Source organism: Pseudomonas sp. NMI760_13 (assembly GCF_021283245.1).
In the GTDB taxonomy this organism is placed as follows: Bacteria; Pseudomonadota; Gammaproteobacteria; order Pseudomonadales; family Pseudomonadaceae; genus Aquipseudomonas; species Aquipseudomonas peradeniyensis.
The window spans coordinates 79,650-104,877 of the sequence record NZ_JAJSRC010000007.1; the positions used below are offsets into that span (position 1 = coordinate 79,650).

General features: G+C 66.9%; 21 protein-coding genes and 1 pseudogene. 8 read left to right on the forward strand and 14 right to left on the reverse strand.

Annotated elements, in window-relative coordinates; genetic code table 11:
- Both LU671_RS09735 and LU671_RS09740 read right to left on the reverse strand, forming a co-directional pair.
- Nucleotides 1-1,197, reverse strand: coding sequence for an efflux RND transporter periplasmic adaptor subunit (locus LU671_RS09735; RefSeq protein ID WP_232855543.1), 1,197 nt, complete (start codon nucleotides 1,195-1,197; stop codon nucleotides 1-3).
- A 105-nt stretch (nucleotides 1,198-1,302) separates the two neighbouring features.
- Nucleotides 1,303-2,505, reverse strand: coding sequence for a TolC family protein (locus LU671_RS09740; protein WP_232855544.1), 1,203 nt, complete (start codon nucleotides 2,503-2,505; stop codon nucleotides 1,303-1,305).
- A gap of 553 nt (nucleotides 2,506-3,058) precedes the next feature.
- Between LU671_RS09740 and LU671_RS09745 the strand changes: the two genes are divergently transcribed.
- The 3 genes from LU671_RS09745 to LU671_RS09755 all read left to right on the forward strand — a co-directional run bounded on the left by LU671_RS09745 (nucleotide 3,059) and on the right by LU671_RS09755 (nucleotide 7,600).
- Nucleotides 3,059-4,279, forward strand: coding sequence for a putative DNA modification/repair radical SAM protein (locus LU671_RS09745; RefSeq protein WP_232855545.1), 1,221 nt, complete (start codon nucleotides 3,059-3,061; stop codon nucleotides 4,277-4,279).
- Nucleotides 4,276-5,118: a TIGR03915 family putative DNA repair protein gene (locus LU671_RS09750; protein WP_203652363.1), complete on the forward strand. Its 843-nt coding sequence runs from the start codon at nucleotides 4,276-4,278 to the stop codon at nucleotides 5,116-5,118. The genes LU671_RS09745 and LU671_RS09750 overlap by 4 nt, the downstream gene beginning before the upstream one ends.
- A gap of 316 nt (nucleotides 5,119-5,434) precedes the next feature.
- Nucleotides 5,435-7,600: a TonB-dependent siderophore receptor gene (locus LU671_RS09755; RefSeq protein ID WP_232855546.1), complete on the forward strand. Its 2,166-nt coding sequence runs from the start codon at nucleotides 5,435-5,437 to the stop codon at nucleotides 7,598-7,600.
- A gap of 180 nt (nucleotides 7,601-7,780) precedes the next feature.
- Here LU671_RS09755 and LU671_RS09760 read toward each other — a convergent pair whose 3' ends face one another.
- From LU671_RS09760 to LU671_RS09780, 5 genes are read right to left on the reverse strand one after another with little or no spacing between them, the layout of a single operon-like run.
- On the reverse strand, nucleotides 7,781-8,536 hold the full coding sequence (locus LU671_RS09760; RefSeq protein ID WP_232855547.1) for an ABC transporter permease: 756 nt from the start codon (nucleotides 8,534-8,536) through the stop codon (nucleotides 7,781-7,783).
- Nucleotides 8,536-9,741 carry an ABC transporter substrate-binding protein gene (locus LU671_RS09765; protein WP_232855548.1) on the reverse strand — a complete coding sequence of 402 codons (1,206 nt, stop codon included), beginning with the start codon at nucleotides 9,739-9,741 and terminating at the stop codon, nucleotides 8,536-8,538. The genes LU671_RS09760 and LU671_RS09765 overlap by 1 nt, the downstream gene beginning before the upstream one ends.
- Nucleotides 9,728-10,549, reverse strand: a complete 822-nt coding sequence (locus LU671_RS09770) for an ABC transporter ATP-binding protein (protein WP_232855549.1) — start codon at nucleotides 10,547-10,549, stop codon at nucleotides 9,728-9,730. Before LU671_RS09770 ends, LU671_RS09765 begins: the two co-directional genes overlap by 14 nt.
- The gene (locus tag LU671_RS09775; protein WP_232855550.1) at nucleotides 10,546-11,610 is read right to left on the reverse strand and encodes an acyl-CoA dehydrogenase family protein; all 1,065 of its coding nucleotides are present in this window, start codon (nucleotides 11,608-11,610) and stop codon (nucleotides 10,546-10,548) included. Before LU671_RS09775 ends, LU671_RS09770 begins: the two co-directional genes overlap by 4 nt.
- A gap of 47 nt (nucleotides 11,611-11,657) precedes the next feature.
- The gene (locus LU671_RS09780) at nucleotides 11,658-12,218 is read right to left on the reverse strand and encodes a carboxymuconolactone decarboxylase family protein (protein WP_232855551.1); all 561 of its coding nucleotides are present in this window, start codon (nucleotides 12,216-12,218) and stop codon (nucleotides 11,658-11,660) included.
- A 102-nt stretch (nucleotides 12,219-12,320) separates the two neighbouring features.
- On the opposite strand from LU671_RS09780, the gene LU671_RS09785 reads away from it, so the two are divergent.
- Nucleotides 12,321-13,229, forward strand: a complete 909-nt coding sequence (locus tag LU671_RS09785; protein ID WP_232855552.1) for an AraC family transcriptional regulator — start codon at nucleotides 12,321-12,323, stop codon at nucleotides 13,227-13,229.
- A gap of 12 nt (nucleotides 13,230-13,241) precedes the next feature.
- Here the strand turns inward: LU671_RS09785 and LU671_RS09790 are convergent, their stop codons facing one another.
- The 4 genes from LU671_RS09790 to LU671_RS09805 form a co-directional block, all read right to left on the reverse strand.
- Nucleotides 13,242-14,120: a DMT family transporter gene (locus LU671_RS09790; protein ID WP_232855553.1), complete on the reverse strand. Its 879-nt coding sequence runs from the start codon at nucleotides 14,118-14,120 to the stop codon at nucleotides 13,242-13,244.
- 277 nt (nucleotides 14,121-14,397) lie between these two features.
- Entirely contained in the window at nucleotides 14,398-16,497 is a 2,100-nt protein-coding gene (locus LU671_RS09795) for a putative bifunctional diguanylate cyclase/phosphodiesterase (RefSeq protein ID WP_232855554.1), read from the reverse strand.
- Between the two features lie 141 nt (nucleotides 16,498-16,638).
- Entirely contained in the window at nucleotides 16,639-17,139 is a 501-nt protein-coding gene (locus LU671_RS09800) for a GNAT family N-acetyltransferase (protein WP_232855555.1), read from the reverse strand.
- 206 nt (nucleotides 17,140-17,345) lie between these two features.
- Nucleotides 17,346-17,765: a RidA family protein gene (locus LU671_RS09805; protein ID WP_050706097.1), complete on the reverse strand. Its 420-nt coding sequence runs from the start codon at nucleotides 17,763-17,765 to the stop codon at nucleotides 17,346-17,348.
- A gap of 141 nt (nucleotides 17,766-17,906) precedes the next feature.
- Here LU671_RS09805 and LU671_RS09810 point away from each other — a divergent pair, with 141 nt between their 5' ends.
- Nucleotides 17,907-18,656: an SIR2 family NAD-dependent protein deacylase gene (locus LU671_RS09810; protein ID WP_232855556.1), complete on the forward strand. Its 750-nt coding sequence runs from the start codon at nucleotides 17,907-17,909 to the stop codon at nucleotides 18,654-18,656.
- Nucleotides 18,657-18,734: 78 nt separating this feature from the next.
- On the opposite strand, the gene LU671_RS09815 is transcribed toward LU671_RS09810, so the two are convergent.
- Both LU671_RS09815 and LU671_RS09820 read right to left on the reverse strand, forming a co-directional pair.
- Nucleotides 18,735-19,202: an FAD/FMN-containing dehydrogenase gene (locus LU671_RS09815; RefSeq protein WP_203652354.1), complete on the reverse strand. Its 468-nt coding sequence runs from the start codon at nucleotides 19,200-19,202 to the stop codon at nucleotides 18,735-18,737.
- A 60-nt stretch (nucleotides 19,203-19,262) separates the two neighbouring features.
- A complete protein-coding gene (locus LU671_RS09820; RefSeq protein WP_186733125.1) occupies nucleotides 19,263-19,877 on the reverse strand; it encodes a LysE family translocator in 615 nt (204 codons plus the stop codon).
- A 112-nt stretch (nucleotides 19,878-19,989) separates the two neighbouring features.
- Between LU671_RS09820 and LU671_RS09825 the strand changes: the two genes are divergently transcribed.
- From LU671_RS09825 to LU671_RS09835, 3 genes and pseudogenes are all read left to right on the forward strand, one after another.
- Entirely contained in the window at nucleotides 19,990-20,442 is a 453-nt protein-coding gene (locus LU671_RS09825) for an Lrp/AsnC family transcriptional regulator (RefSeq protein WP_203652353.1), read from the forward strand.
- 411 nt (nucleotides 20,443-20,853) lie between these two features.
- Complete coding sequence (locus tag LU671_RS09830) at nucleotides 20,854-22,266, forward strand: purine-cytosine permease family protein (RefSeq protein WP_232855557.1); 1,413 nt, start codon at nucleotides 20,854-20,856, stop codon at nucleotides 22,264-22,266.
- 170 nt (nucleotides 22,267-22,436) lie between these two features.
- Nucleotides 22,437-23,788 (forward strand): annotated as a pseudogene (locus LU671_RS09835) (SPFH domain-containing protein).
- A gap of 208 nt (nucleotides 23,789-23,996) precedes the next feature.
- Here the strand turns inward: LU671_RS09835 and LU671_RS09840 are convergent.
- The gene (locus tag LU671_RS09840) at nucleotides 23,997-25,226 is read right to left on the reverse strand and encodes an acyl-CoA dehydrogenase (protein ID WP_110738959.1); all 1,230 of its coding nucleotides are present in this window, start codon (nucleotides 25,224-25,226) and stop codon (nucleotides 23,997-23,999) included.
- Nucleotides 25,227-25,228: the final 2 nt, after the last annotated feature.

Below are 25,228 nucleotides of genomic sequence, written 5' to 3' on the forward strand. Positions count from 1 at the left end.
TCAGTGGCTGTGTTCGGCCGAGCCTTTGCCCAGCTCGGACTTGAGGACGAAGCTGCCGGCGGCGGCGACCACGGTGCCGGCGGCCAGCCCTTCGCGCACTTCCACCTGGCCGGCGTCACGACGCCCGGTCTTCACCGGGCGGGCCTCGAAGCCCTCGTCGGTACGGGCGAACACCACGGTCTGCTCTTCCCAGGTCTGCAGGGCGCTTTCCGGCACCACCACGGCGGCGTCGAAACGCTCGACGGTGACCGCGATGTTGACGAACAGCCCGGGACGCCAGGCGCCATTGGGGTTGGCCAGGGTGGCGCGCACGGTGGCGGCGCGGTTCTGCTCGCCGAGCAGGCTGCCGACGTAGTTGACCTTGCCTTCCACCTGGGCACCGAGGTCCGGCGCGCTGACGCTGACGCCACGGCCGCTGACTACCTTGTCCAGGTCGCGCGGGGCCACGGCGAAGGTGGCCCAGACCCGACTCAGGTCAGACAGCGTGAAGGCATTGCTGGTCTCGTCCACCACCTCGCCCACGGTCAGGTGCTTTTCCACCACCACCGCGTCGAACGGTGCGCGCAACTCGTAACGATTGCCCTTGCCGGCCGGCGCCACGGCGGCGACCTTCTGCCCGGCGTTGGCGGCGGCGATCTCGGCCTCCTGCAGCGCCTGGCGGGCCTGCAGGTAGTCCTGCTCGGCGCTGATGCGCTCCTGCCACAGCTGCTTCTCGCGCTCGAAGGTCAGGCGCGCCAGCTCCAGGCGGCGCTGGGCGGCCTGCTGCTCGCTGCGCAGTTCGGAGATCTGCTGGCTGGCGATCACCGCCAGCACCTGGCCGCGCTTGACCGCCTGGCCCAGCTCGGCCTGCACCGACTCGACCACGCCGGGGACGCGGGGCACCACGTGGGCGGTGCGGTCCTCGTCGAAGCGGATCTCGCCGGGGAAGCTGATGGCGGTACCCAGGCTTTGTGGGCCGGCAGTGGCCAGTTGCACGCCGGCGGCCTGGATCTGCTCGGCGGAGAGGTGCAGCTGGCCCTCTTCGTCGGCATGCTCCTCTGCCTTTCCTTCTTCATGGCCATGGCCTTCCTCGCCATGGTCGTCGTGCTGGGCCTGGCCGCTGCCGGCCTTGCCAAGGGTACCGGTCCAGGCCGCGCCACCGAGGCCGAGAACGGCCAGGGCAGCGGCGAGGATGGCGAGCTTGCGTGGGTTGGTCATTGTTGCTCCTGCTGGAAAAGTCGTTGCAGTTCAGGGCCCATCGCGGGGCAAGCCCGCTCCCACGCATTCCCGTGGGAGCGGGCTTGCCCCGCGATGGGACGAGGCTCAAAGCTCGCCGTAGATCCGCTCCACCTGCGCCCGGGCATCGGTCGCCTGGGCCAGCGCCTCGAGGTACAGCCCGCGCGCCTCGATCAGCGTGCGCTGGGCATCAAGCACATCGAGGAAAGCGAACTTGCCCATCTCGAAGCCGCGGGTGGCGGTGTCCACCGCCTGCTGGGCGGCGGGCAGGATGGTGCGGTCGTAGGCCTGGACCTCGCCCATGGCCGTGCCCCACTGCTCCAGGGCGCTGCGGGTTTCGCTGCGCAGGCGCAGATCCACGGCGTTGCGCAGGTCGCGGGCCTGGTCGGCGCGGCGGGCGGCGGCCAGCACGTTGCCCTGGTTGCGGTCGAACAGCGGCAGCGGCATCGACAGCCCGACCACGTTGACCCGCTCACGGTCCTCGCGGCTGTACTGGCTGCCGAGGCTGACGGTCAGGTTGGGGATGCGCTGGGCCTTCTCGGAGCCGAGGCTGGCATCGCCACGCTCGATCTGCGCCGCGGCCAGGCGCCACTCGGCAGTCTGCTCGACCTTGGCCAGCAGGCGCTCGGTCTGCGGCGCCGGGCCAGGCGAGAGGTTGCTCGCGTCGAGCCGGTCGAAGCGGGCCTCGGCACTGCCGGTCAGGCGCGCCAGGGCCTGGTTGGCCACGCCACGTTCGGTGCGCGCCCGACGCACCGCCGCCTCGGCCTGGGCCAGCTGGACCTGGGCGCGGGTGGCCTCCACCGGCGAGGACTGCCCGGCCCGCACCCGCCCTTCCACCACCCGCAGGCCGCGTTCGGTCAGCGCCTGCGACTGTTGCGCCAGCTCCAGCGCGGTCTGTGCCCGCAAGGCGGCATGGAAGGCCTGGATCACATCGGCGCGCAGGCTGTTGCGCTGGCGCTCGAGCTCCAACCGGGCGATCGCCTGGCCGGCCTCGGCGACTTCGATCCGCGCGCCGCGCTTGCCGCCCAGCTCCAGGGCCTGGCTGAGAGTCACGGTGGTGGTGCTGGTGTCGCGGCGGGTGTCCTCGACTTCCCAGGACAGCTCGGGGTTGGGAATCAGCCCGGCCTGGCGGCGCTCGCCCTCGGCGATGCCGATCTCGCGGCCGATGGCGGCGAAGTCCGGGTTCTGGGCAAAGGCGGCGTCGAGCGCCTGCTCCAGGCTCAGGCCCTGGGCACCGGCAGGGCCGGCCAGCAACAGGCAGAGCAAGGCTATCTTGCGGGGGATGGGCACGGCGGAAGTCCTCGTCGACAAGCGGCGGAATGCTTTGGCGAGGGACTTTAGGCAGCGGTGGTTATCGGGGGGGTGGCGGGAAGATTACAATTTTGTAATCAAGGGGTGCCGAGGGTGGATCGCCTTGAGATGAGGGTCTTTCAGGGTGTTCGACGTTAAAGTTGCAGCGCCTGTCAGATCGAGCGCCGCCCGCGCGGCGCATCGCGGGACAAGCCCGCTCCTACATCTGTTTCGGGCCAGTCAATCCTGTGCCATTACCTGGTCCGCCTTGTTGGTCCGACACGGTTTCAGCGTGTGCACCACTGCCGCTTCATCTGTCTCAAGACAGGCACCAAGGCGGGCAACCATGGCCTGACAGGTTCGGTACGTTGCAACAAATGTAGGAGCGGATTCATCCGCGATGCGCCGCGCGGGCGGCGCTCGATCTGATAGGCGCTACAGGACTCTCGCCAGGCACCTCTGCGCCATCACGCCATCAAAACCACCTGCAAACACTTGCTATCAGCCCAACGCCGAAATACTGTATGCATGAACAGTAAAATCGGATTACCCCATGCAGCTCATCGCCAAGCTCGGCATCCTCGCCGATGCCGCCAAGTACGACGCGTCCTGCGCCAGCAGCGGCGCCCCCAAGCGCAGCTCCCGTGGTCGCGACGGCCTCGGCGCCACCAACGGCATGGGCATCTGCCACAGCTACACCCCCGACGGGCGCTGCGTGTCGCTGCTCAAGGTGCTGCTGACCAACTTCTGCCTGTACGACTGCCAATACTGCGTCAACCGCCGCTCGAGCAACGTGCCGCGGGCGCGCTTCAGCCCCGAGGAAGTGGTGCGCCTGACCTTGGACTTCTACCGGCGCAACTGCATCAGCGGCCTGTTTCTCAGCTCCGGCATCATCCGCTCGGCCGACTACACCATGGAGCAGCTGATCCGGGTGGCGCGCCTGCTGCGCGAGGAGCATGGCTTTCGCGGCTACATCCACCTCAAGACCATTCCCGACGCCGACCCGCTGCTGATCGAGGAAGCCGGGCGCCTGGCCGACCGCCTGAGCGTGAACATCGAGCTGCCCACCGACGCCAGCCTCGAACGCCTGGCCCCGGAAAAACGCGCCAGCACCATCCGCCAGGCCATGGGCGTGATCCACCACGGCCAGCAGGCCGTCGCCGGTGAACCACGGGCACCACGCTTCACCCCCGCCGGGCAAAGCACCCAGGTCATCGTCGGCGCCGACGCCACCGACGACAGCGCCCTGCTGCGCAACGCCGAGTCGCTGTACCAGGGCTACGGCCTCAGGCGCGTCTACTACTCCGCCTTCAGCCCGATCCCCGACAGCCCGTCCAGCGTGCCCCTGGCGGCCCCGCCGCTGCTGCGCGAACACCGCCTGTACCAGGCCGACTTCCTCCTGCGCGGCTACGGCTACAAGGCCGGCGAACTGCTGGGCGAAACCGGCAACCTGGCCCTGGACATCGACCCCAAGCTGGCCTGGGCGCTGGCCAACCGCGAGGTGTTCCCGCTCGACGTCAACCGCGCCGAGCCGGCCCTGCTGGCGCGCATCCCCGGTATCGGTCTGCGCAGCGTGCAGCGCCTGGTGGCCCTGCGCCGTGAGCGGCGTATCCGCTACGACGACCTGATTCAGTTGCGCTGCGTGCTGGACAAGGCCCGCCCGTTCATCGTCACCAGCGACTACCGCCCGGCCCAGGCCGAGCTGCGCAGTGGCCTGCTGCGCGCCCGCCTGCGTGAACCCCAGGCACCGGTGCAGATGGGCCTGTGGGGATGATTGCGCTGGATTGCGGCGACGACTTCGCCACCTGGCGCGACCAGGCGCGGCAACTGCTCGGCCATGGCATCGACCCGGCCACGGTGACCTGGGGCCAGGCACGTATGGACGACCTGCTGGCCGTGCCCACGCCCCTGCCCGTCGGCCCCGGCCCGTTCCGCGCCCGCGTGCCGGCGGCGCTGCTGGCCCAGCTGGAACAGGCCGGTCGCTACCGCGGCGAGCAGCGCTGGAACCTGCTGTACGAAGTACTCTGGCGCGTCGCCCACGGCGATCGCACCGCCATGCTCGCCGGCGACCGCCTGGGCAGCGAGATGCAGCGGCGCATCCGTCAGGTCGGCCGCGAAGCCCATCACCTGCATGCCTTCGTGCGCTTCGTGCCGCTGCCCGAGGCACTGGCCGAACAACTGCAACTGGACCTGGTCGCCTACCACGAACCTGCCCACGACATCCTCGACAGCGCTTGCGGGCATTTCGCCGATCGCCTGGGGCGCCAGCGCTGGTTGATCGCCACGCCCCTCGATGGCGTGCGCTTCGACGGCCAGCACCTGGACTACCAGCGCCAGTGCCCGCAGGCGTGGCAGCAATGGGCGCGCAACGCCGAAGACCCCGGCGCCGAGCTGTGGCTGGCCTACTACCGGCACACCTTCAACCCCGCCCGGCTCAACCCCGGTGCGTTGCGCCAGCACCTGCCCGGGCGCTTCTGGCGCCACCTGCCGGAGGGCCCGCTGATCCCCGAGCTGGTCGGCCAGGCGCGACATGGCAAGCAGCGCGACGGGCAGGCACTGGAGGTCGGGCGTCAGCGTGGCAAACGGATTACGGTGGCTGATCCACTGCCATAACCGTCACCTGCAGGAGATCGCCCAGCCCTTCGTGCTGCGATATCCCACAGGGAACAGGGTTGCCAGCATCACCATCGTGGGAGCGGGCTTGCCCCGCGAAGCGGTGTATGGCACCGGCATAGCCGGTGATCCGGGCGGTGCGGCGTTCCGACAAGCCCGCTCCCACGGGTATGACTCCACAAGAAATAACTCAATCGAATTGAATTTTTGAAAAATTCATCAATTCAGATTCGGATGCATTGTTACGAGCCTGATAATCCGACACACTTATTGCTAATTATTCTCATAAGCACTAGCAATAAGGATAAAGCCCGGCATGTCACCGCACCTCTCCCCTCACCGTTTCACGCCCAGCCGCAACCTGCTGGCCATGGCCATCTGCATGGCGACCCTCACCCCGGCGCTGGCCGAGGAGCAAGCGCCGGCCGTGATCGAGCTGGGCGCCACGGCCATCAACGACAGCAGCCTGGGCAGCACCACCGAGGGGTCGAAGTCGTACACCACCGGCTCCATGTCCACCGCCACCAAGCTGCCGTTGACCATGCGCGAAACGCCCCAGGCGGTGACCGTGATCACCCGCCAGCGCATGGACGACCAGGGCATGACCAGCATCAATGACGTGGCCAGGTACACCCCGGGGCTGTTCCTCAACCAGTCCAACGGCCCGGGCCGGCAGACCTACAAGGCCCGCGGCTTCGACGTCGACAACATCATGTACGACGGCATCCCCAGCGCCTACACCGGCTGGGTGGTCGGCGCCCAGCCCAACCTGGCGATGTTCGACCGGGTCGAGGTGGTGCGCGGCGCCACCGGGTTGGTCACCGGTTCCGGTACGCCTTCGGCGGCCATCAACCTGGTGCGCAAGCGTCCGCTGGCGGAACAGAAGGTCACTCTCACCGGTGCCGCCGGCAGCTGGGACAACTACCGCGGCGAACTCGACGCCTCCAGCCCGCTCAACGACAGTGGCACCCTGCGCGGTCGCGTGGTGGCCTCGTACCGCGACGCCAACGGCTTCCGTGACGGACAGCAGGAAGACCACGGGCTGTTCTACGCGATCACCGAGGCCGACCTGGGCGAGGACACCACCCTGACCCTTGGCCTGTCCCACCAGAAGGACAAGACCAACGTGTTCTGGGGCGCGATCCCCACCGACCTGAACGGCCATCACCAGGACCTGCCCCGTTCGTACAACCCGGCCACCGACTGGGAGGTCAAGGACCAGGAGATCAACACCCTGTTCGCCGAGCTGCGCCAGCGCCTGGCCAATGACTGGAAGCTGCAGGTCAACGCCATCTACAGCGAACAGAACGCGCTGTTCCGCGGCTCCTACCAGTCGCGCTGGGACCTGGCCAAGCCGCTGAGCCGTACGGTCTACCAGTCGGCCCACGACGAGAACCAGCTGGGCCTGGATACCTTCGCCAGCGGCCCGTTCGAGGCCTTCGGCCGCACCCACGAGCTGGTGGTGGGTGCCAGCAAGCGCATCTACGACATGACCGAGCGCAACTACAGCCCCTACGACCTGGACTACCCCATCGACGGCGGCAAACCGGACTTCCTGCACACCAGCAGCAGCCGCTACCTGATCAACCAGGAAGGCGTGTACACCACCACCCGCCTGAGCCTGGCCGACCCGCTCAAGCTGATCCTAGGCGGGCGCCTTGACTGGTACGACTACGACCAGCGCGGCAGCAACGAGGGCGACTACAAGGTGACCCGTAACGTCACCCGCTACGCCGGCCTGATCTACGAGCTGGACGAGCACCACTCGCTGTACACCAGCTACACCGACATCTTCCAGCCCCAGGACAACAAGGACCCCAGCGGCACGCCGGTGCGGCCGATCGAAGGCAAGAACTACGAGGTGGGCATCAAGGGCGAGTACTTCGACGGCGCGCTCAACGCCAGCCTCGCGGTGTTCCGCATTGATCAGGAGAACCGCGCGGTCGAGGTGGACAAGAGCCTGTGCCGGGCCGGTCAGTTCGCCTGCTACGAGGCCTCCGGCGAAGTGCGCAGCCAGGGGATCGACTTCGAGGTGCAGGGCGCGCTGACCGAGCAGTGGCAGATCGGCGCAGGCTATACCTATGCCCGCGTACACACGGTCAAGGACGCCAAGAATCCAGAGAAGGTCAACAAGCCGTTCGAGTCCGACACGCCGCAGCACCAGTTGAAGCTGTTCACCACCTACCACTTCCAGGGCCCGCTGGAGAAACTGCGGGTCGGTGGCGGCGTCACCTGGCAGAGCCGCATGTACAACGACTTCACCGTGGCCGACGGCGGCAGCTACCGCCTCGAGCAGGGCGCCTACGCCGTCACCGACCTGATGGCCGGCTACGCGGTCAACCAGCACCTGGACCTGCAGCTCAATGCCAACAACGTGTTCGACCGCAAGTACTACTCGTCGATCTCCAAGTCGGTGAACTATGGCAGCGACACCTTCGGCGATCCGCGCAACCTGATGCTGACGGCCAAGTACAGCTTCTGAATCCCAGGGCGCAGGGACGCGCCTCCAGGCCTCACGCGCTCCCCCTGTAGGTGCGGCCTTGCCGAGGCGTCGGACCGGCCGGAAAGGGCCGCGTAGCGGCCCCAGGATTTCAGCGTTGATACAAAGATCGCCGGGGCCGCTTTGCGGCCCATTCGCGGCACAAGGCCGCTCCTACAGACATCAGGCATGTACCCAACGCCGATGCAGCCCGCGCGCCAGGGCATCGAGCATGAACCCCAGCACCCCGATCAGCAGCACCATCGCCATCAGCTCCGAGTAAGCCAACCGGTCACGGGTATCGAGGATGAAATAGCCCAACCCGGCGCTGACACCGAGCATCTCGCACGGCACCAGCACGATCCACAGGATGCCGATGGCCAGGCGCACGCCGGTCAGCACATGGCCGATCACCCCGGGGATGATCACCTTGCACAAGGTCTCCCAGCGCGTGGCGCTGAGGCTGCGGCTCAACTGCAGCCAGCGCGGGTCGAGCTGGCGTACCCCGGCAGCGGTGTTCAGCAGGATCGGCCACAGCGCGGCGAAGGCCAGCAGGAAGTAGATCGGCTGGTCGCCCACGCCCATCAGCATAACCACCACCGGCATCCACGACAGCGGCGAGATCATGCGCAGGAACTGGAACGCCGGCGTGGTCGCCGCCTCCAGGTGACGGTAGCTGCCCACCAGCAGACCCAGCGGTACGCCGATCAGCAGCGCCAGCAGCAGGCCGACGAGGATGCGCTTGAGGCTTACCCAGATATGCCCGTAGACCTCGCCCTGCCCCAGCAGCTCTACCAGGCTTTGCAATGTGGCCTGGGGCGAGAAACGCGCCGACAGGCCATCGGCGGCGCCGAACAGGCGCACGCCCGCCCACCACAACAACAGCAGCGCCGCCAGGCCCGCCAGGCCCAGGGCGCCATGCACGACATGCCTGCGCATCAGACCGCGAACTCCTCGCTACGCTGGAAGTTCTCGGCGATGCCGAACGCTGTCGGGCCACCCACGGCGGCGATGGCGTTGCGCACGAAACGCTCGTCCACCAGGTCACGGGCGGTCTGCGCCGGGTCCAGGGCGGCGAGGAAATCGCTCTCGCCGACGATCAGGGTGTTCTTCAGGCGCTTGACCAGTTCCTCGGTGTAGCTGGGGAACGGGTAAGGCTGGAAGTCGATGCGCTTCTCGTCCCATTGCTGGTGCTGGATCGCGCCGCTGGCGATGTAGCCGGCGCGGTCTTCGGCGGAAGGCGCCAGCACCTTGGTCAGCACCGCCGGCTCGTGCGGGGTGTACTTGTTGGGGCCGGCCTTGGACAGCAGGGCTGCGGCCTCGGCGCGGTGTTCGCGGGTCCACTGCTGGGCCTTGACGATGGCGTTGACCACCTTCTGCGACCACTCAGGACGGTTGTTCAGGTCGTGCTCGTGCATGAACACCACGCAGCAGGCATGGTTGCGCCAGACATCCCCGGTGAAGCGCTGCACGCGGCCGACCTTGAGGTTCTCGGCCAGGGCGTTGAACGGCTCGGCAACGATGTAGCCGGCGATGCGCTTGCTGGCCAGGGCCGGTGGCATGTCCGACGGCGGCAGCACCAGCAGGTTGACCTCGTTGTCCGCCAGTTGCGCATCGGCCGGCTTGGACACGGGCTTGAGGCCATTGTCGGTGAGCATCTGTTGCAGCACCACGTTATGGATCGAGTACCAAAACGGAATCGCCACGGTCTTGCCGCCGAGCTGCTTCATCTCGGTGATGTCCGGGGCCACGGTCAGGCCCGAGCCGCCGACGTGGTTCCAGGCCACGACCTTGGCCGGCACCTTGCTGCCGTAGCGCGCCCACACGGTCATTGGCGACAGCAGGTGGATGACGTTGACCTGGCCAGAGATGAATGCCTCGATCACCTGCGCCCAGCTGCGCAGCAACACCGGGCGCTCGGCCTTGATGCCCTCGGCCTCGAACAGGCCGTTGTTGTGCGCCACCAGCAAGGGCGTGGCGTCGGTGATCGGCAGGTAGCCGATGCGCACCGGCGCGTCCGGCTCGGCGGCGGCGCGGGCCTGCAGGCTCGACAGTAGCGGCACGGCGCCGGCGGCGGTGAGCATGGCGCTCAGCTTGAGAAAGTCGCGACGGGACGTCGTGGAACAGCAGTCATCCATGCACATGGACAGCCTCCGAGGGCAAGGGGAATGGAGTGGGTTCGGCTGTGCGGCTTGCCCGCCGAAGGGTTTTCAGTATCTCGATGCGCAGCGCGCCCAGTTCCTCGACCCGCTGCGCGCGGGGCTGCGGCAGATCGATGTGCCACTGGCCGAGGGTGCGCGCCGGGTGGTTGCCCAGTAGCAGCACGCGATCGGACAGCAGCAGGGCTTCGTCGATGTCGTGGGTGATCAACACGGCGGCGGTGTTGTGGGTGGCGATCAGCTGCAGCAGCAGTTGCTGCATGTCGGCCCGGGTCACCTCGTCCAGCGCGCCGAAGGGTTCGTCCAGCAACAACACCTCGGGCTGGCGCGCCAGGCAGCGGGCCAGCGCGGTGCGCTGGGCCATGCCGCCGGACAGCTGCGCCGGGTACTGGCCACGGGCGTGGGCCAGGCCCACCGCGTCGATGGCGTGGTCGATCCGTGCGCGCCGCTCGGCCGCCGGCAGCCTGGGCTGGCGGGCGAAGTCGAGGCCGAAGGCGACGTTCTTCTCAAGGCTCAGCCAAGGCAGCAGGCTGGGGTCCTGGAATGCCACCGCCAGGCGCGGATGCGGCCCCTGCAGCGGCTCGCCGCGCAACTGCACGCTGCCGCCACGGGCCTGCTGCAGGCCGGCCAGCACGCGCAGCAGGCTGGACTTGCCGACCCCGCTGGGGCCGAGGATGCTGACCACCTCCCCCGGCGCCAGCGCCAGGTCGAACTGCTCCAGCACCGCCTGCCAGCCACCCTCGCGCGGGTAGCCCAGGCTGATGTCGCGGGCTTCGAGTAGCACGTCGGTCATGCAGAGGCCGCCTGGCGTTGCAGCTCGGCGCGCAGTTGCACCAGGCTCGGGGTGACGATCGGCACGAACGCCGACTCGCGCCAGCGGCGGGCGAAGCCCTCGCCGTAGGCGGTCAGGTAGGCCTTGCCACCGCTGGCCTGCAACTCCAGCTGCACGGCGTCGGCGGCGCATTCGGCGAGGGTGATGCGCAGTTTGAACAAGGCGGCCGGCTGGCTCTGGAAGCGGCCGTCGAGCAGCCCCTGCTTGAGCTCGGCGACGGTGTTCTCCAGACGCTCGGCGAGCACCTGACGCGCCTCATCGAGGAACGCGCCACGCCCCTGCAGGTGTGCCTGTGCCTCCTCCAGGGCGCGGCGAGCCAGGCCGATGGCCATGCCGCACTGCAGCGCCAGGAACGCCGGACGCACCCTGGGCAGGAACTCGCGGGCGTTGTCGTGCAGCAGCCAGTCGCGGGCCAAGGGTACCTGGTGGAAGGCCAGCGCCGCGGTGTTGCTCGATTGCAGGCCCATCAGTTGCAGGTCGTCGGAGCGTTCCAGGCCCGGCGCGTTCGACGGGATGGCGACCACGAACGGCGCGCCACCGGCGTCATCCTCGATAGCCGCGGCCACCACGAAGCCGCGCTTGCGCAGGTTGGTCACCCAGTGCAGGCGCCCTTCCAGGTTCCAACCGTCGCTCGCGGCGCGGCCACGCACCTGCAAGGCCTCGATGCCGGAAAGGAACTTCATGGCGTTGGACAGGCCGGTGGCCCCGGCCAGTTCGCCCTTCAGCAGGTCGGGCAGCAGCCGTTCGCACAGCGCCCGGTTAGGGCTTTGCAGCAGGTATTCGATGAAGGCGCGCTGGCCCCAGCAGACAAAGGCCGCGGCCAGCGAACGGCTGGCGATGGCGGCGATGGCCTCGACCGCCGCGCTGACGTCGCCACCCGAGCCGCCCAGGGCCGGGGCGACGCCGATGCGCAGCAATTGCGATTCGGCGATATGCGCCAGCACCAGGTGTGGATCGCACTGGCCCTGGTCGATGGCCTCGGCATTGGCATCCAGCCATTGTCGAAATGCATGATCAAGCATGTCCCTACTCCTGTTGAAACGCCGGACGCGCCGGCATCAGGCCTTGATCAGGCCGAAGGCTGCCAGCGATACTTGCCGAGCTCGTCGTTGAGCGGCGTCTGGGCGAACACATTAGCAAAGTTGCACAGGGTTGCGAGGCTCACGCCGAGAATCACTTCCAGGGCGTTGCCTTCGCTGAAACCGGCGTCACGGAATGCCTGATAGGTGGCATCGCCGACGTTGCCGCGGGTGGCGATCACTTCACGGGCGAATTCGGCGAGGGTCTCGTAGCGGGCGTCAGGCAGCTCGCCGCGGGCACGCAGGGCATCGACTACTTCCTGGGGCAGCTTGGCCTTGTTCAGCGCCACGGCGGTGTGGCCGGCGACGCAGAAATCGCAACCGTGCTGGGTGGCGGCGATCAACTGCACCACCTCGCGCTCGGCCAGGGTCAGCTCGGACTTGCCGTTGAGCGCCGAGACGGTAACGTAGGTTTCCAGCGCCGCCGGGGCGTTGGCCAGGATGCCCAGCAGGTTGGGGATGAAGCCGGAGTTCTTCTGCGCGTTCTCGAGGAATGGGCGGGCGCCTTCCGGGGCGGTCTGCAGGCTGTGTAGAGTGATGCGTGCGGACATGGAGTGGTCTCCTTTGATGTAGGTCGCTACAGTCTGTTGGTTATAAGAAGTAGCATCCATATTCATCAGTCGCCTTTCCTTGCTCCAGAGTCCTTGCATTAGATGATTTCTTCCAGCCCCCTCGTCGATTGGTTATTAGAGAGTCTGGAGCTCGACGCCAGCCTGTTCCATGTCGGCCGCTACTGCGGGGGCTGGCACGCCAGCACCCAGGGCATGGGCCGGGCCAGTTTCCACCTGGTGGTGCAGGGCCATTGCTGGCTGCATATCGATGGCCAGGCGCAGCCGCTGCGCCTGGAGAGCGGCGATGCGGTATTCCTTTTGCGGGACCTGGCCTATCGACTTTCCAACGACGAGGATGCCGCCGACGCCTGTGCCCAGCCGCGCCGGAGCATGCAGGCGCTGGACCTCGAAGCGGGCGACGGCGTGGGGCTGGTGTGCGGGTTCTTCCACTTCCAGTCGGGGTTGTCGTCACTGATCGTCGACGGGCTGGCGGACTGGATCCTGCTGCGCGCCAGCGAGCCGGCCGGCAGCGCGGCGCGGGCGCTATTCGGGCTGATCCTCGAGGAATGCCGTCGCCCGCAGCCCTCCCAGGCGCTGCTGGAACGCCTCACCCACCTGCTGTTCCTGTATGTGCTGCGCCAGCAGGTGCACGCCGGCCACTCGCTGGGCGGGCTGGTCGCCCTCGCCCGCCAGCCGGCCTTCGCCGGCTTGCTGGAACGCTTGATCGAGGAGCCGGGGCAGGCCTGGACGCTGGAGAACATGGCGGCCTGCACGGGGCTTTCGCGCTCGGCCTTCTTCAAGCGCTTCAACGAGTTGGCCGGGCAATCGCCCGGGCAGGTACTGCTGGCGCTGCGCATGCGCCATGCCTGCCAGTTGCTCAAGGCGGGCAATACCGTCGAACAGGTGGGCGCGCAGGCGGGGTATCAATCGGTGGCGGCCTTTACCCGGGCGTTCGCCAAGGCGGTCGGCGTGCAACCCGGGGCCTATCGCAAACAGCAGGGTGCTGGCTGAGGAACATGCCCCTCACGCCCTTCGCTGCATCCAGGCCGCCCCCAGCCCGCTGAGGCAGATCACCGCAATGCCGACCAGGCTCGTGCCATCCGGGACCTGGCCGAACACCACCAGCCCCAGCAGCCCGGCGAACACGATCTGGCAATAGCTGAACGGCGCCAGCAATGCCGGTGCGGCATGGCGGAACGCCTGGGTCAGCAACAGGTGCGCGGTCATCCCGCAGCCGCCCAGCGCCAGCATCAGCGGCACATGGGGCCATTGCGGCACCTGCCAGAAGAACGGCACCAGCGCCGTCAGGATCAGGGTGTTGCACAACCCCGCATAGAAGTTGCTGGTGGTTGGAGTGTCGTGGGCGGCCAGCTTGCGCGTCAGCAACTGGTAGAAGCAGAACCCCAGCGCCGAGCCGAAGGGGAACAGGATGGCCGGAGTGAACATCGCCCCGCCCGGGTGCACCACCACCAGCACACCGATGAAGCCCATCACCACCGCCAACCACTGCCCCGGCGTCACCCGCTCCTTGAGCAGCGGCACCGACAGCGCGGTGACCAGCACCGGCGCGAGGAAGTTGACCGCGGTCGCCTCCGCCAACGGCAAGTACTGCAAGCCGGCGGTAAACAGCAGGCTGGTGCTGAGCAGGCTCAGCGCGCGTAGCGTCTGCAACAATGGCCGGCGGGTACGCAGCACCGCGAGGCCCGCCTTGGGCAGGAAGATCCCGGCCATCAGCAGGGTGTGCACCAGGTAACGCACCCAGACCACCATGATGATCGGGTAGATCCCACCGAGGAGTTTCGACAGTGCATCGTGGCTGGCGAACAGGAAGGTGGCCACCACCACCAGGGCGATGCCACGCAGCGGCTGGTTGACTCCGGACAGCGGCGAACTGGAACTCATGAGGCTCTCGGGCGATGGCCCCGGCATGGTGCCGGGGCATGGGCGGATTCTAGAAGAGAACCCGGGGACGCGACAAAGCCTTGTGGTCCAACCGGTACATTTTGTTCGCTGATCGACCACTTTTGCCGAATGCCTTGCGGATTCTGTAGGAGCGGCCTTGTGCCGCGAAAGGGCTGCGCAGCAGCCCCAGGATTCAGCATTGCTGCAAAGATCGCATGGGCCGCTTTGCGGCCCTTTCGCGGCACAAGGCCGCTCCTACAAGGGCGTGCAGAACCCGTCAGGACCGCGGCATCACCTGCGTCAAGCGCTCGCTCGCCGGTGCCGGTCGGCCGTACAGGTAGCCCTGGAAATGCGAGCACCCCTCGGCCAGCAGACGCTCCATCTGCTCGGCCGACTCCACCCCTTCGGCCGTGGTCTTGATCATCAGGCTGTTGGACAGCTCGGTGATGGCGCGGATGATCGACATCGCCTCGCGGCTTTCGCACATGTCGTGGACGAACGACTTGTCGATCTTGATCCGGTCGAAGGGGAACGAGCGCAGGTAGCCGAGCGAGGAATACCCCGTGCCGAAATCGTCGAGGGAAATCGACACACCCAGATCCTTCAATGCCCGCAGGGTGCGCACGTTCTCCTCGCTGTTGCCCAGCAGCACCGACTCGGTGATCTCCAGCTCCAGGCGCGTGGCCGGTAGTCCCGAGTCAGCCAGGGCCAGGGCCACGGTGTGCACCAGGTTGGCGTTCTTGAACTGCACCGCCGACAGGTTGACCGACACCGTCTGCGCGGTGCCCCAGCTGGCCGCCTCCTGGCATGCCAGGTTCAGCGCCCGGGCGCCAATCTCGTGGATCAGCCCGGTCTCCTCGGCGATGGGGATGAAATCCATGGGCATGATCATGCCGCGGCTCGGGTGCTCCCAGCGCAGCAGGGCCTCGTAGCCGGTGACGCTGGCGCTCTGCTGGTCCACCACCGGCTGGTAGTGCAGCTGCAGCTGGCCCAGGTGCAGCGCGGTGCGCAGGTCGGTCTCGACCAGGCGGCGCTGGCGGGCGGCGACATCCAGTTCGACATGGAAGCACTCGTAGCGGTTGCGGCCATTGCGCTTGGCCTCGTACAGGGCCATGTCGGCGTAGCCCAGCAACTGCTCGGCCTGGTCGTGGTCGTCGGGCGCGACCGCCACGCCGATGCTCACCCCCACGCTGAACTGGTGCCCTTCGATATGGAACGGCGGGCAGATCGCCTCGATCAGGCGCTGGGCAGTGTTACGCGCCGCGTCGCCGGTCTCCAGGCCCGACAGCACCACGGCGAACTCGTCGCCACCGAGCCTGGCCAGGGTGTCGTGCTCGCGCAGCTCGCGGCGCAGGCGCTTGCCCAGGGCGCGCAGCAGCTTGTCGCCGAAAGCGTGGCCAAGGGTGTCGTTGATGTTCTTGAAGTTGTCCAGGTCCAGGCACAGGGCGGCGGTCAGCTTGTCGCTGTCCTCGCCGCGCAGCAGCGCCTGCTTGAGACGCTCGTGGAACAGGGTACGGTTAGGCAGCCCGGTCAGCGCGTCGTGGTGGGCCATGTGATGGATCTGGGCATGGGCGGCCAGTTCCTCGGTGGCGTCCTCGGCGACGAACAGCACGTAGTCCCCCTGCCCTTCGCGGTTGTCGCAAAGCGTGGCCCGGCTGCGCAGGGTGCGCGGCCCCGTGGCGGTGTCGACCCGGGTTTCGGCGGCATAGCCCTTGGTACTGCGCGCCCCGCGCGCCAACTGCTGTTCGAGGTAGTCGACGGCCGCTGGCACCAGGCACTGGCCGGGCAGCTGGCCGACCATGCGCGTGCCCTGGCGGCCAAACAGGTGCTCGGCCTGCTGGTTGGCCAGGAGGATCTGCTGACTCTGCAGGTCCTGGACGATGACGCTGGCAGGAATGTTGGCGATCACCGAGTCGAGGAACTGCGACAGGGTGGTCATCTCCTGGCTGTACTGTTCGGCCAGCTCCTTGGCCTTAAGCAGCTCCAGCTCATGTTGGCGGCGCTCGGAGATGTCGCGGGTGATCTTGGCATAGCCGATCAACTGGCCGCTGTGTTCGTCCTTGATCGGTTCGATCACCACGCTGGTCCAGAAGTGCGAACCGTCCTTGCGCTGGCGTAGTCCTTCGGCCTGGAAGCGCCCCTCGTTACGCGCGGTGTCCAGGCTGAGCGCCGGCAGGCCGGCATGGCGGTCCTCGTCGGTATAGAACACCGAGAAGTGCTGGCCGATGATCTCCTCGGCCTGGTAGCCCTTGGCCCGCTGCGCGCCCGGGTTCCAGTTGGCGACGATGCCCTCGGGGGTGAGCTGGTAGATGGCGTAGTCCGCCACACTCTGGATCAACAACCGGTACATCATGTCAGGATTGGCGGCGAGCGGCATGGGAATGACCTGACTCCTTCACAGCAGGAATAGGAAACCTCCGGACCGTACGTCGGAACAGTCCGAAATAACGAAGTGCTGGCATTATGCCGCTCGACGCAGGTCTTTTGTGAAGTGCGTCACAAAAAATCTGCGGGGTGGTCAGTGCCGCCGTCGGGTCACCAGGAAATTGCGCAGTTGCGGCTCGTCATCCAGCGCGATCTCCCGCACCGGACGCGGCAGGTCCGCCAGCACTGCCTGGCAGAACGCCAGGGCCGGGGCATCCTCGCGATAGCAGCGCACCAGCCAGTCGCTGTCGCCTTCGCACAGCGTCTGGCGCGCCACCGCCAGGCCCACGCCCTGGCGGCGGTACTTCTTGAGGATGAACAGGTCGGCCAACTCGCAGGCCTCGATGCCGGGCAGTTCGCTGCGCTCGATAAGCATGAAGCCGGCGATGAAGCCGTCCACCAGGATCAGGTTGGCGCTCCAGCCGGGGGTTTGCCAGTAGCGGGCGAAGTGCGGCTCGTGGATGTAGAAGCGCCCGTCCACCTCGACGTCCTCCTGCTCCCAGTCGGAGGACTCGTAGGCGTAGAACTGGTAGAGGTTGCGCATCAGTTCGACGTGCTCGGGGCCGGTCTGGTGCAGTTCGACAGGGGCGGTCATGGCGCAGGCTCGATCAATTCGCAAATCGCGAGTCTACCAGTCCATCGTGGGCAGGGCTTGCACGCCCCCCTGCAGGAGCGGCCTTGTGCCGCGAAGGGCCGCAAAGCGGCCCCGGCGATTTCTGCTTTAAATTGGAAACCTGGGGCCGCTACGCGCCCCTTCGCGGCACAAGGCCGCTCCTACAGGGATTGTGCCGGGCCGATCGATCACGCCTCGGGCAGCGCCGCCACCGCATCCACTTCCACCAGCATCCCGTCCAGCGCCAGGCGCGGGACCGGAATCAGCGTGCAGGTCGGCGTCATCCTGCCACCCCAGGCGCGCTCGGCCTCGGCCACCCACTGGCTCAGGCGCGCCTCGGAATGATCGACCACCAGCAAGGTGAGCTTGAACACGTGCTCGAGAGTGGCCCCACGGGAGGCCAGGGCAATCTTCAGGTTCACCAGGGCCTGGCGCGCCTGCTCGTCGAATCGCGCCGAGAGATTGCCCTGCAGGTCCTCGCCGCCCTGCCCGGCGATGTACAGCAGGCGGCTGCCGGCACGCACTTCGGCGACATGGGAATAGGCATTGCCACTGGGGTCGTAGAGGCCTTCGGGGTTGCTCAGGGCGAAGGCGGCTGGCTGGGTCATGGTATCGCTCCGTCGATGGAATGAGCGGCCGAGTATCAGACCTCAGGTTAGGTCGAGGTCAAGCCCCCGACTCCCCGGTGCTTGTCGCCTTCCGGCCCCACTGGCACAGTGGCGCCCTCGCACCGTCGTCCTGGAGCCCCCATGCCGTTCGATCCAACCTTGCTCACCCAAGCCCGCCACGTGGTGGTGTTCACCGGTGCCGGGGTATCCGCCGAAAGCGGCATCGCCACCTTCCGCGACAAGCTGACCGGGTTGTGGGAGCGTTTCGACCCGGCGCAACTGGCCAGCGCCGAAGGCTTTCGCGCCGACCCGGCGCTGGTCTGGGGCTGGTACCAGATGCGCCGAGCGGGAATCGCCCAGGCCACGCCCAACCCCGCTCACCAGGCCATCGCGGCGCTGGCGGCGCGGGTACCGAAGCTGACCCTGGTGACGCAGAACGTTGACGACCTGCACGAGCGCGCCGGCAGCCAGGACGTGCTGCATTTGCATGGGCGGCTGGACGCGTTCCGCTGCCTGGACTGCGCACGGCCGGTGGACGCGCCTGTGGCCCTGCCCGAGGACGCCCTGCAAGGCCGGCGCATCGAGCCACCGCGCTGCAGTCGCTGCGCCGGGCCGCTGCGACCTGGTGTGGTGTGGTTCGGCGAGATGTTGCCGGAGCAGACGCTGGAGCGGGCGTTCGACGCCGCGCAGCAATGCGACCTGCTGTTGTCGGTGGGAACGTCCGGCGTGGTGCAGCCGGCGGCCTCGATTCCACGGCTGGCGCTGGCGGCGGGGGCGACGGTGGTGCATGTCAATCCGCAGCCTGAGAGCGAGGGGCATCCGCGAGAGTTCGCACTGGCCGGCAAGGCGGGCGAAGTGCTGCCTGAGTTGATGCGCCAGGCGTTTTCCTGAATCTGCCGCGCTGTCGCTGGTGGCCCTTTCGCGGGGCAAGCCCGCTCCCACGAGGCTCGCCTGCACAGGGCCATCGGTTCAGTGGCCGGCCTGCTCCAGCGCCGCTTTCAGGTCATCGGCAGCGGTATAGGTCTTCTGCCCGACCAGTACGCCCTTGTCCAGCGAGAGCCACAGCACCTTGCCCTCCTCCCCGGCATAACGACTGGCGACCTGGCCTTCCCGGTCCAGCAGCACCCGGTAGCTGTAGTCGCGCATGGCCGGGATGGCGAACAGCTTGCTGATCAGCGCCGGCATGCGCTGGATATCCGCGACGAACACCGCATTGCGCGCCTCCAGGTAGCCCTTGGGCTGCTCGGCCAGGGCCGCCTTCATCAGCTTGGCACCGTCCATGTCGCGGGCGACCAGCAGGATGCGGGTGTCGCTGCCCAGGCTGTAGGGCTGGTCGTACTGGTCAAGCAGGGTCCAGGGTGCGAGGGTTTCCCCGGTCTGCGCAGCGTGAGCCAGGAACGGAAGCAGGCTGAGCAGGAGTGCGGCGGCGTATTTCATGGTTGTCGGTCCGGTTCGTAAGGGCCGTCAGCATAGCCCAAGCCGCCGCCGTTGACAGGTTCAGCGCAATTGCCCGGCAATCAGCCCCACGGCGATCAGGATCATCACGCCGCCGGACAACCGTCCCACCACCCGCGCCGCCGCGGGCCGGGTGCGTAGCACGGCCTTGGCGCCGTAGCCGACCATCAGGTAGATCACCAGCGAGCTGCCCAGGTGCACCAGCCCCAGCAGCAGGATCTGCAACGGCAGCGGCCAGCTCGACTGCGGGTCGGTGAACTGTGGCAGCAACGCCAGGAACAGCAGGAAGACCTTGGGGTTGAGCCCGCTGACGCACAGGCCCTTGAACGCCCAGCGCGACCCCGAATCACGCTCGCCGCCCTCGCCCGCCTCGGGCACCGACGGGCTCAACAGCAGGTTGCCGCCCAGCCACAGCAGGTAGAGGCAGCCGGCCAGGGTGAGCAGGGTCAGCGCCAGCGGATGCCCGGCGAGCAGGCTGCCGACCCCGGCCGCCACCACCAGGGTGACAAGGAAATGCCCGGACAACATACCGGCCACCGCCGGTACCACCCAGCGCCCGCGCATGCCGGCCGAGATGGCATAGGCCCAGTCGGCACCGGGGGTGATCACGAACAGCAGGGAAACGGCCCAGAACGCCGCCAATACACTCATGGTCATTTCGACCCTTCCTTTCACGCAGGTTTCGGTGAAAGAAAGACTACGGATATCGCCCGGGGATTTTCTTTCGTATATTTCCTCTACCAAGCCAATCGATGGAAGATTCTCCCCCATGGATCGAACTGATCGAAAGATCCTTGCCGAGCTGCAAAAAGACGGGCGCCTGTCGGTCACCGAGCTGGCCGAGCGCGTGGGCCTGAGCCTGTCGCCCTGCCACCGCCGCCTCAAGGCGCTGGAGGAATCCGGCGCCATCCTCGGCTACCACGCCCGCCTGGCCCCGGCGGCCCTGGGCCTGAACTTCGCCGCGCTGGTGTTCGTGACCTTGCGCGAAGTGACCCGCCAGCCGGTGGCGGATTTCGAGGCGGCGCTCGCGGACATTCCACAGATCGTCGAGGCCCAGCGCCTGTTCGGCGATCCGGACTACCTGCTGCACGTGGTGACCAGGGACCTGCCGGCGTTCCAGAAACTGTACGACGAACAGCTGACCAGCATTCCCAATGTCAAACGCCTGAGCTCGACGCTGGTGATGAAGGAGGTGATCCAGGATCGGTTGTTGCCGATGTAGGTAGCCTGATCGATAGGTATTGCCTGCACCGGCCCATTCGCGGGTAAACCCACAGGTTCCGCAGGCTATTGATGAACCTGTGGGAGCGGGTTTACCCGCGAATGGGCCGGTCTGGTCAACCTGTACCCGTGCACCAGCAATGCCCATTCTGCACCACCACCGCGCACCCGAAGCCACCCGCAGCCCCGGCAACCCACCTACCTCAGGCGCTCCCGCCACCTGGCACCTTCCTTGCTCCCGTCCCCCGCTTAACCTTTTGCCAGCCTTAGGTTTTTTAAGGTTCATGAGCACAAATTTACTAATTTCTCGATACCCGCCCGCCCCGCATCATCGCTCCAACAAGAACGCGTCGCCCCTTGCCGGCACGCACCCGGGCCTCCCTCGATGCCCCACCTTGCCTTGGAGTCAGTCATGACCAGTGCAGCCAATTCGGCACCCCTCATCGAGAAACACACGATCGGCTACGTGCCGCCGCAAGACCGCCATGGAAAGGTAAGGGATCTGTTCACACTGTGGTTCGGCGGCAACATCGCGCCGCTGCCCATCGTCACCGGCGCCCTCGGCGTGCAGCTGTTCCACCTCAACCTGGTCTGGGGCATCGTCGCGATCCTCGTCGGCCACCTGGTCGGCGGCGTGCTCATGGCCCTGCACTCGGCCCAGGGCCCGCAGATGGGCATCCCGCAGATGATCCAGAGCCGCGCCCAGTTCGGCTCGCTCGGCGCCCTGCTGGTGGTGGTGATCGCCGGGGTCATGTACATCGGCTTCTTCGCCTCCAACATCGTCCTGGCCGGCAAGTCGCTGCACGGCGTGGTCGACAGCGTGCCGGTGCCGGTAGGCATCGTCATCGGCGCCCTGGGCTCGGGCATCATCGGCATCATCGGCTACCGCTTCATCCACGTGCTCAACCGCATCGGCACCTGGGTGCTGGGCATCGGCATAGTGGTCGGCTTCGGCTACATCTTCAGCCATGTGCAGAGCGACGACTTCCTCACCCGCGGCGGCTTCAACCTGGCCGGCTGGCTGGCCACCGTGTCGCTGGCGGCGCTGTGGCAGATCGCCTTCGCCCCCTACGTGTCGGACTATTCGCGCTATCTGCCGGCCGACGTCAAGGTGTCCTCGACCTTCTGGACCACCTACCTGGGCTCGGCCCTGGGCTCGAGCCTGTCGTTCATCTTCGGCGCGGTCGCGGTGCTGGCGATCCCGGCCGGGATGGACACCATGGACGCGGTCAAACTCGCCACCGGCACCCTCGGCCCGCTGATGCTGGTGCTGTTCCTGCTCAGCGTGATCAGCCACAACGCCCTCAACCTGTACGGCGCGGTGCTGTCGATCATCACCCTGGTGCAGACCTTCGCCTACCGCTGGATCCCCACCGCCAAGAGCCGCGCCGTGCTGTCGCTGATCGTCCTGGCCGCCTGCTGCGTGGTGGCGGTGTTCGCCTCGGCGGACTTCATCGGCCACTTCGTCGACATGGTGCTGGTGCTGCTGGTGGTGCTGGTGCCGTGGACGGCGATCAACCTGATCGACTTCTATGTCATCCATAAGGGCGACTACGACATCGACTCGATCTTCAAGGTCGACGGCGGCATCTACGGCCGCTACAACCCCCAGGCGCTGATCGCCTACGCGGTGGGTATCGCGGTACAGATCCCGTTCATGAACACGCCGCTGTACGTCGGGCCGGTGTCCGCGCACATCAACGGTGCCGACCTGTCGTGGCTGGTGGGGCTGGCGATCACCTCGCCGCTGTACTGGTGGCTGGCCAGCCGGGACAGTGAATATCGTCGTCGCCAGGTGAGTGCAAAGCTGGCGGCGGGGGTCTGAATCCGCCGGGCTGATGATCGACAGGAAGACCCGCCGCGGCGGGTCTTCTGCCATTGCCTGGCATGCCCACCGCTCACCCAGAAACGTCCTACATAGCAAGCGGACCCAGCTGACTACTCCAGGCAAAACACCTTGGCGAGCATACGCACTTCCCGCACAAGGAGTGTCCCATGCAAAAATTGCCAGCCCCCGACTTCACGATCCTGCGCAAGAAGCGCAAGCTGATTGCCTCCATCACCCTGCCGGTGCTTGCCCTCGGCGCCATCGCCGCCGTGTTCAACCAAGTGTTCTTCTACAACGAAGCGGGCCAGATGACTCACGTGCGCACGATCTTCGGCGAAGAGAAAGTGGTCGAGGATGTCGGCTACGCGACCAAGTGGTTCGGTCGTAGCACGGTCTGGCGACGCACCATTGGCGTCCAGTCCGCCCTGCGGGTGGACAACCAGGAGGACAACCGCAGCGGACAACCGTCGGTGATCCTGGAAAACCTGCCGATCGTGTTCCTCGGCAACGTCGACGCCAAGGCCGAATTCAGCACCCAGTTCCGCCTGCCCTCGGGCGATGCCTTCCTGAAGATTGCCCAGGAGTACCGCACCCCGACAACTTCCTGCAGCGCGCCCTGCTGCCCGCCGTCAAGGAAACCCTGCAGGCCACCGCTTCGCTGATGAGCGCCGATGACTACTACGCCGGCAACCGCAGCCACTTTGGCGCCGAGTTCGAGAACCAGCTGCGCAACGGCCTGTACCTGACCAGCCGCAAGGAGATTCGCGTGCAGCGCGACAACCTGCCGGCACAGACCGCGATACTCCAGTCGGGCACCGACCAGGGCAGTTTCGGCGACAACTCCGCGACCCGTTTCGTCATCGAGAAGAAGCTCGACAAGGACGGCCAGGAACTGCGCAAGCAACAGCAGTTCCGCCTGTTCGGCGTCGAAGTCGTCGATGCCCGGGTGACGCACATCGACCCCAACCCCCAGTACCAGGAACGCATGGTGAGGGTGCAGCAGGCCCTGGCCGAACTGGCCGTGGCCCGGCAAAACCGGCTCAAGGAAGAAGAAGAGAAGGAGCTGGTCTCCGCCCGCGGCGCCAAGGACGTCGAGGCCAAGCGCCAGGAAAGCCTGCGCCAGCAGATCGAACGCACCACGGAAGCCGAGACCGAGAAACAGCTCACCCTGATCAACGCCGAACGGGAAAAACGCCGGGCCGAGATCGACAAGCAAACCGCCGAGCTGCTCCGAGACAAGGCCAAGGTCAACGCCGAGGCCACCAAGATCACGGCCGACGCGGAAGCCTATGCACGTGAAGCCTCGCTCAAGGCCGACGGCGCCCTGCAGACCAAGCTCGACGCCCTGGTACAGATCAACCGCGCCTGGGCCAACGCAGCAGCCCAGGCGCCGGTGCCCAGCGTGATGATGGGAGGCTCCGACGCGGGGCTTGGTCGTCAAGACGAGATGGGCAAACTGATGAGCGTGCTCGCGACCAAGGCCGCGAAGGATCTGGTGCTGGACCTCAAGACGCCTTGAGCAAACGCCTGGTCGCCGGGCCCCGCATTGGTAGCTGAAACTCTACCAATGCGGGGCGCGATTGTCGGACCGACATGCTGTGCAAAGAGCAGGAAACTAGCAGCACTTCTCTCCTGTCGAGGGCAACAGGACCCAGCTTGGGAAACGCCCTACAGCAAAGCGGGAAACCTCCCCATAGAGAGGTCAGGGAAGGTTTCCTTTCGTTGCATCAATGCCCGCTACGCAACATCTCCTTCGGCACATACTTGCCAATCTCATACTTGCCGATCGCCGCCCGGTGCACTTCATCCGGCCCGTCGGCCAGGCGCAGGGTGCGTTGCATCGCATACATGTACGCCAGCGGGAAATCACCGCTCACCCCCGCCCCGCCATGGATCTGGATGGCCCGGTCGATCACCTTCAGCGCAACGTTGGGCGCCACCACCTTGATCTGGGCGATCTCGCTGCGCGCCACCTTGTTGCCGACGGTGTCCATCATGTAGGCGGCCTTCAGGGTCAGCAGGCGGGCCATGTCGATCTCCATCCGCGAGTCGGCGATCTTGTCGACGTTGCCCCCCAACCGCGCCAAGGGCCGGCCGAAGGCGGTGCGCTCGACCGAGCGCTTGCACATCAGCTCCAGGGCGCGTTCGGCCATACCGATCGAGCGCATGCAGTGGTGAATGCGGCCCGGGCCAAGGCGGCCCTGGGCGATCTCAAAGCCGCGGCCCTCGCCCAAGAGCACGTTTTCATAAGGCACGCGGACGTTCTCGAACAGCACTTCGGCGTGGCCGTGGGGCGCGTCGTCGTAGCCGAACACCGGCAGCGGGCGGACGATCTTCACCCCGGGTGCGTCGGTGGGCACCAGGATCATCGAGTGCTGCTGGTGGCGCTGGCCGTCCGGATTGGACAGGCCCATGAAGATCATCACCTTGCAGCGCGGATCGCAGGCGCCGGAAGTCCACCACTTGCGGCCGTTGATCACCCACTCGTCACCGTCGCGCACGGCGGTGGCGGCCATGTTGGTGGCGTCCGAGGAGGCCACGTCCGGCTCGGTCATGGCGAACGCCGAGCGGATCTCGCCGCGCAGCAGCGGCTCGAGCCACTGGCGCTTCTGCGCCTCGCTGGCGTAGCGCACCAGCACTTCCATGTTGCCGGTGTCCGGCGCCGAGCAGTTGAACGGCTCGGGCCCCAACAGCGAACGACCCATGATCTCGGCCAGTGGCGCGTATTCGAGGTTGGTCAGCCCCGCGCCGTACTCCGACTCCGGCAGGAACAGGTTCCACAGCCCCTCGGCGCGGGCCTTGGCCTTGAGTTCCTCGACGATCGCGGTGGGCTGCCAGCGGTCGCCCTCGGCGACCTGGCGCTCGAACACCGGCTCGGCCGGGTAGACGTATGCATCCATGAATGCGCTGACGCGCTCGCGCAGTGCCTGGACCTTGGGCGAATAGGCGAAATCCATCG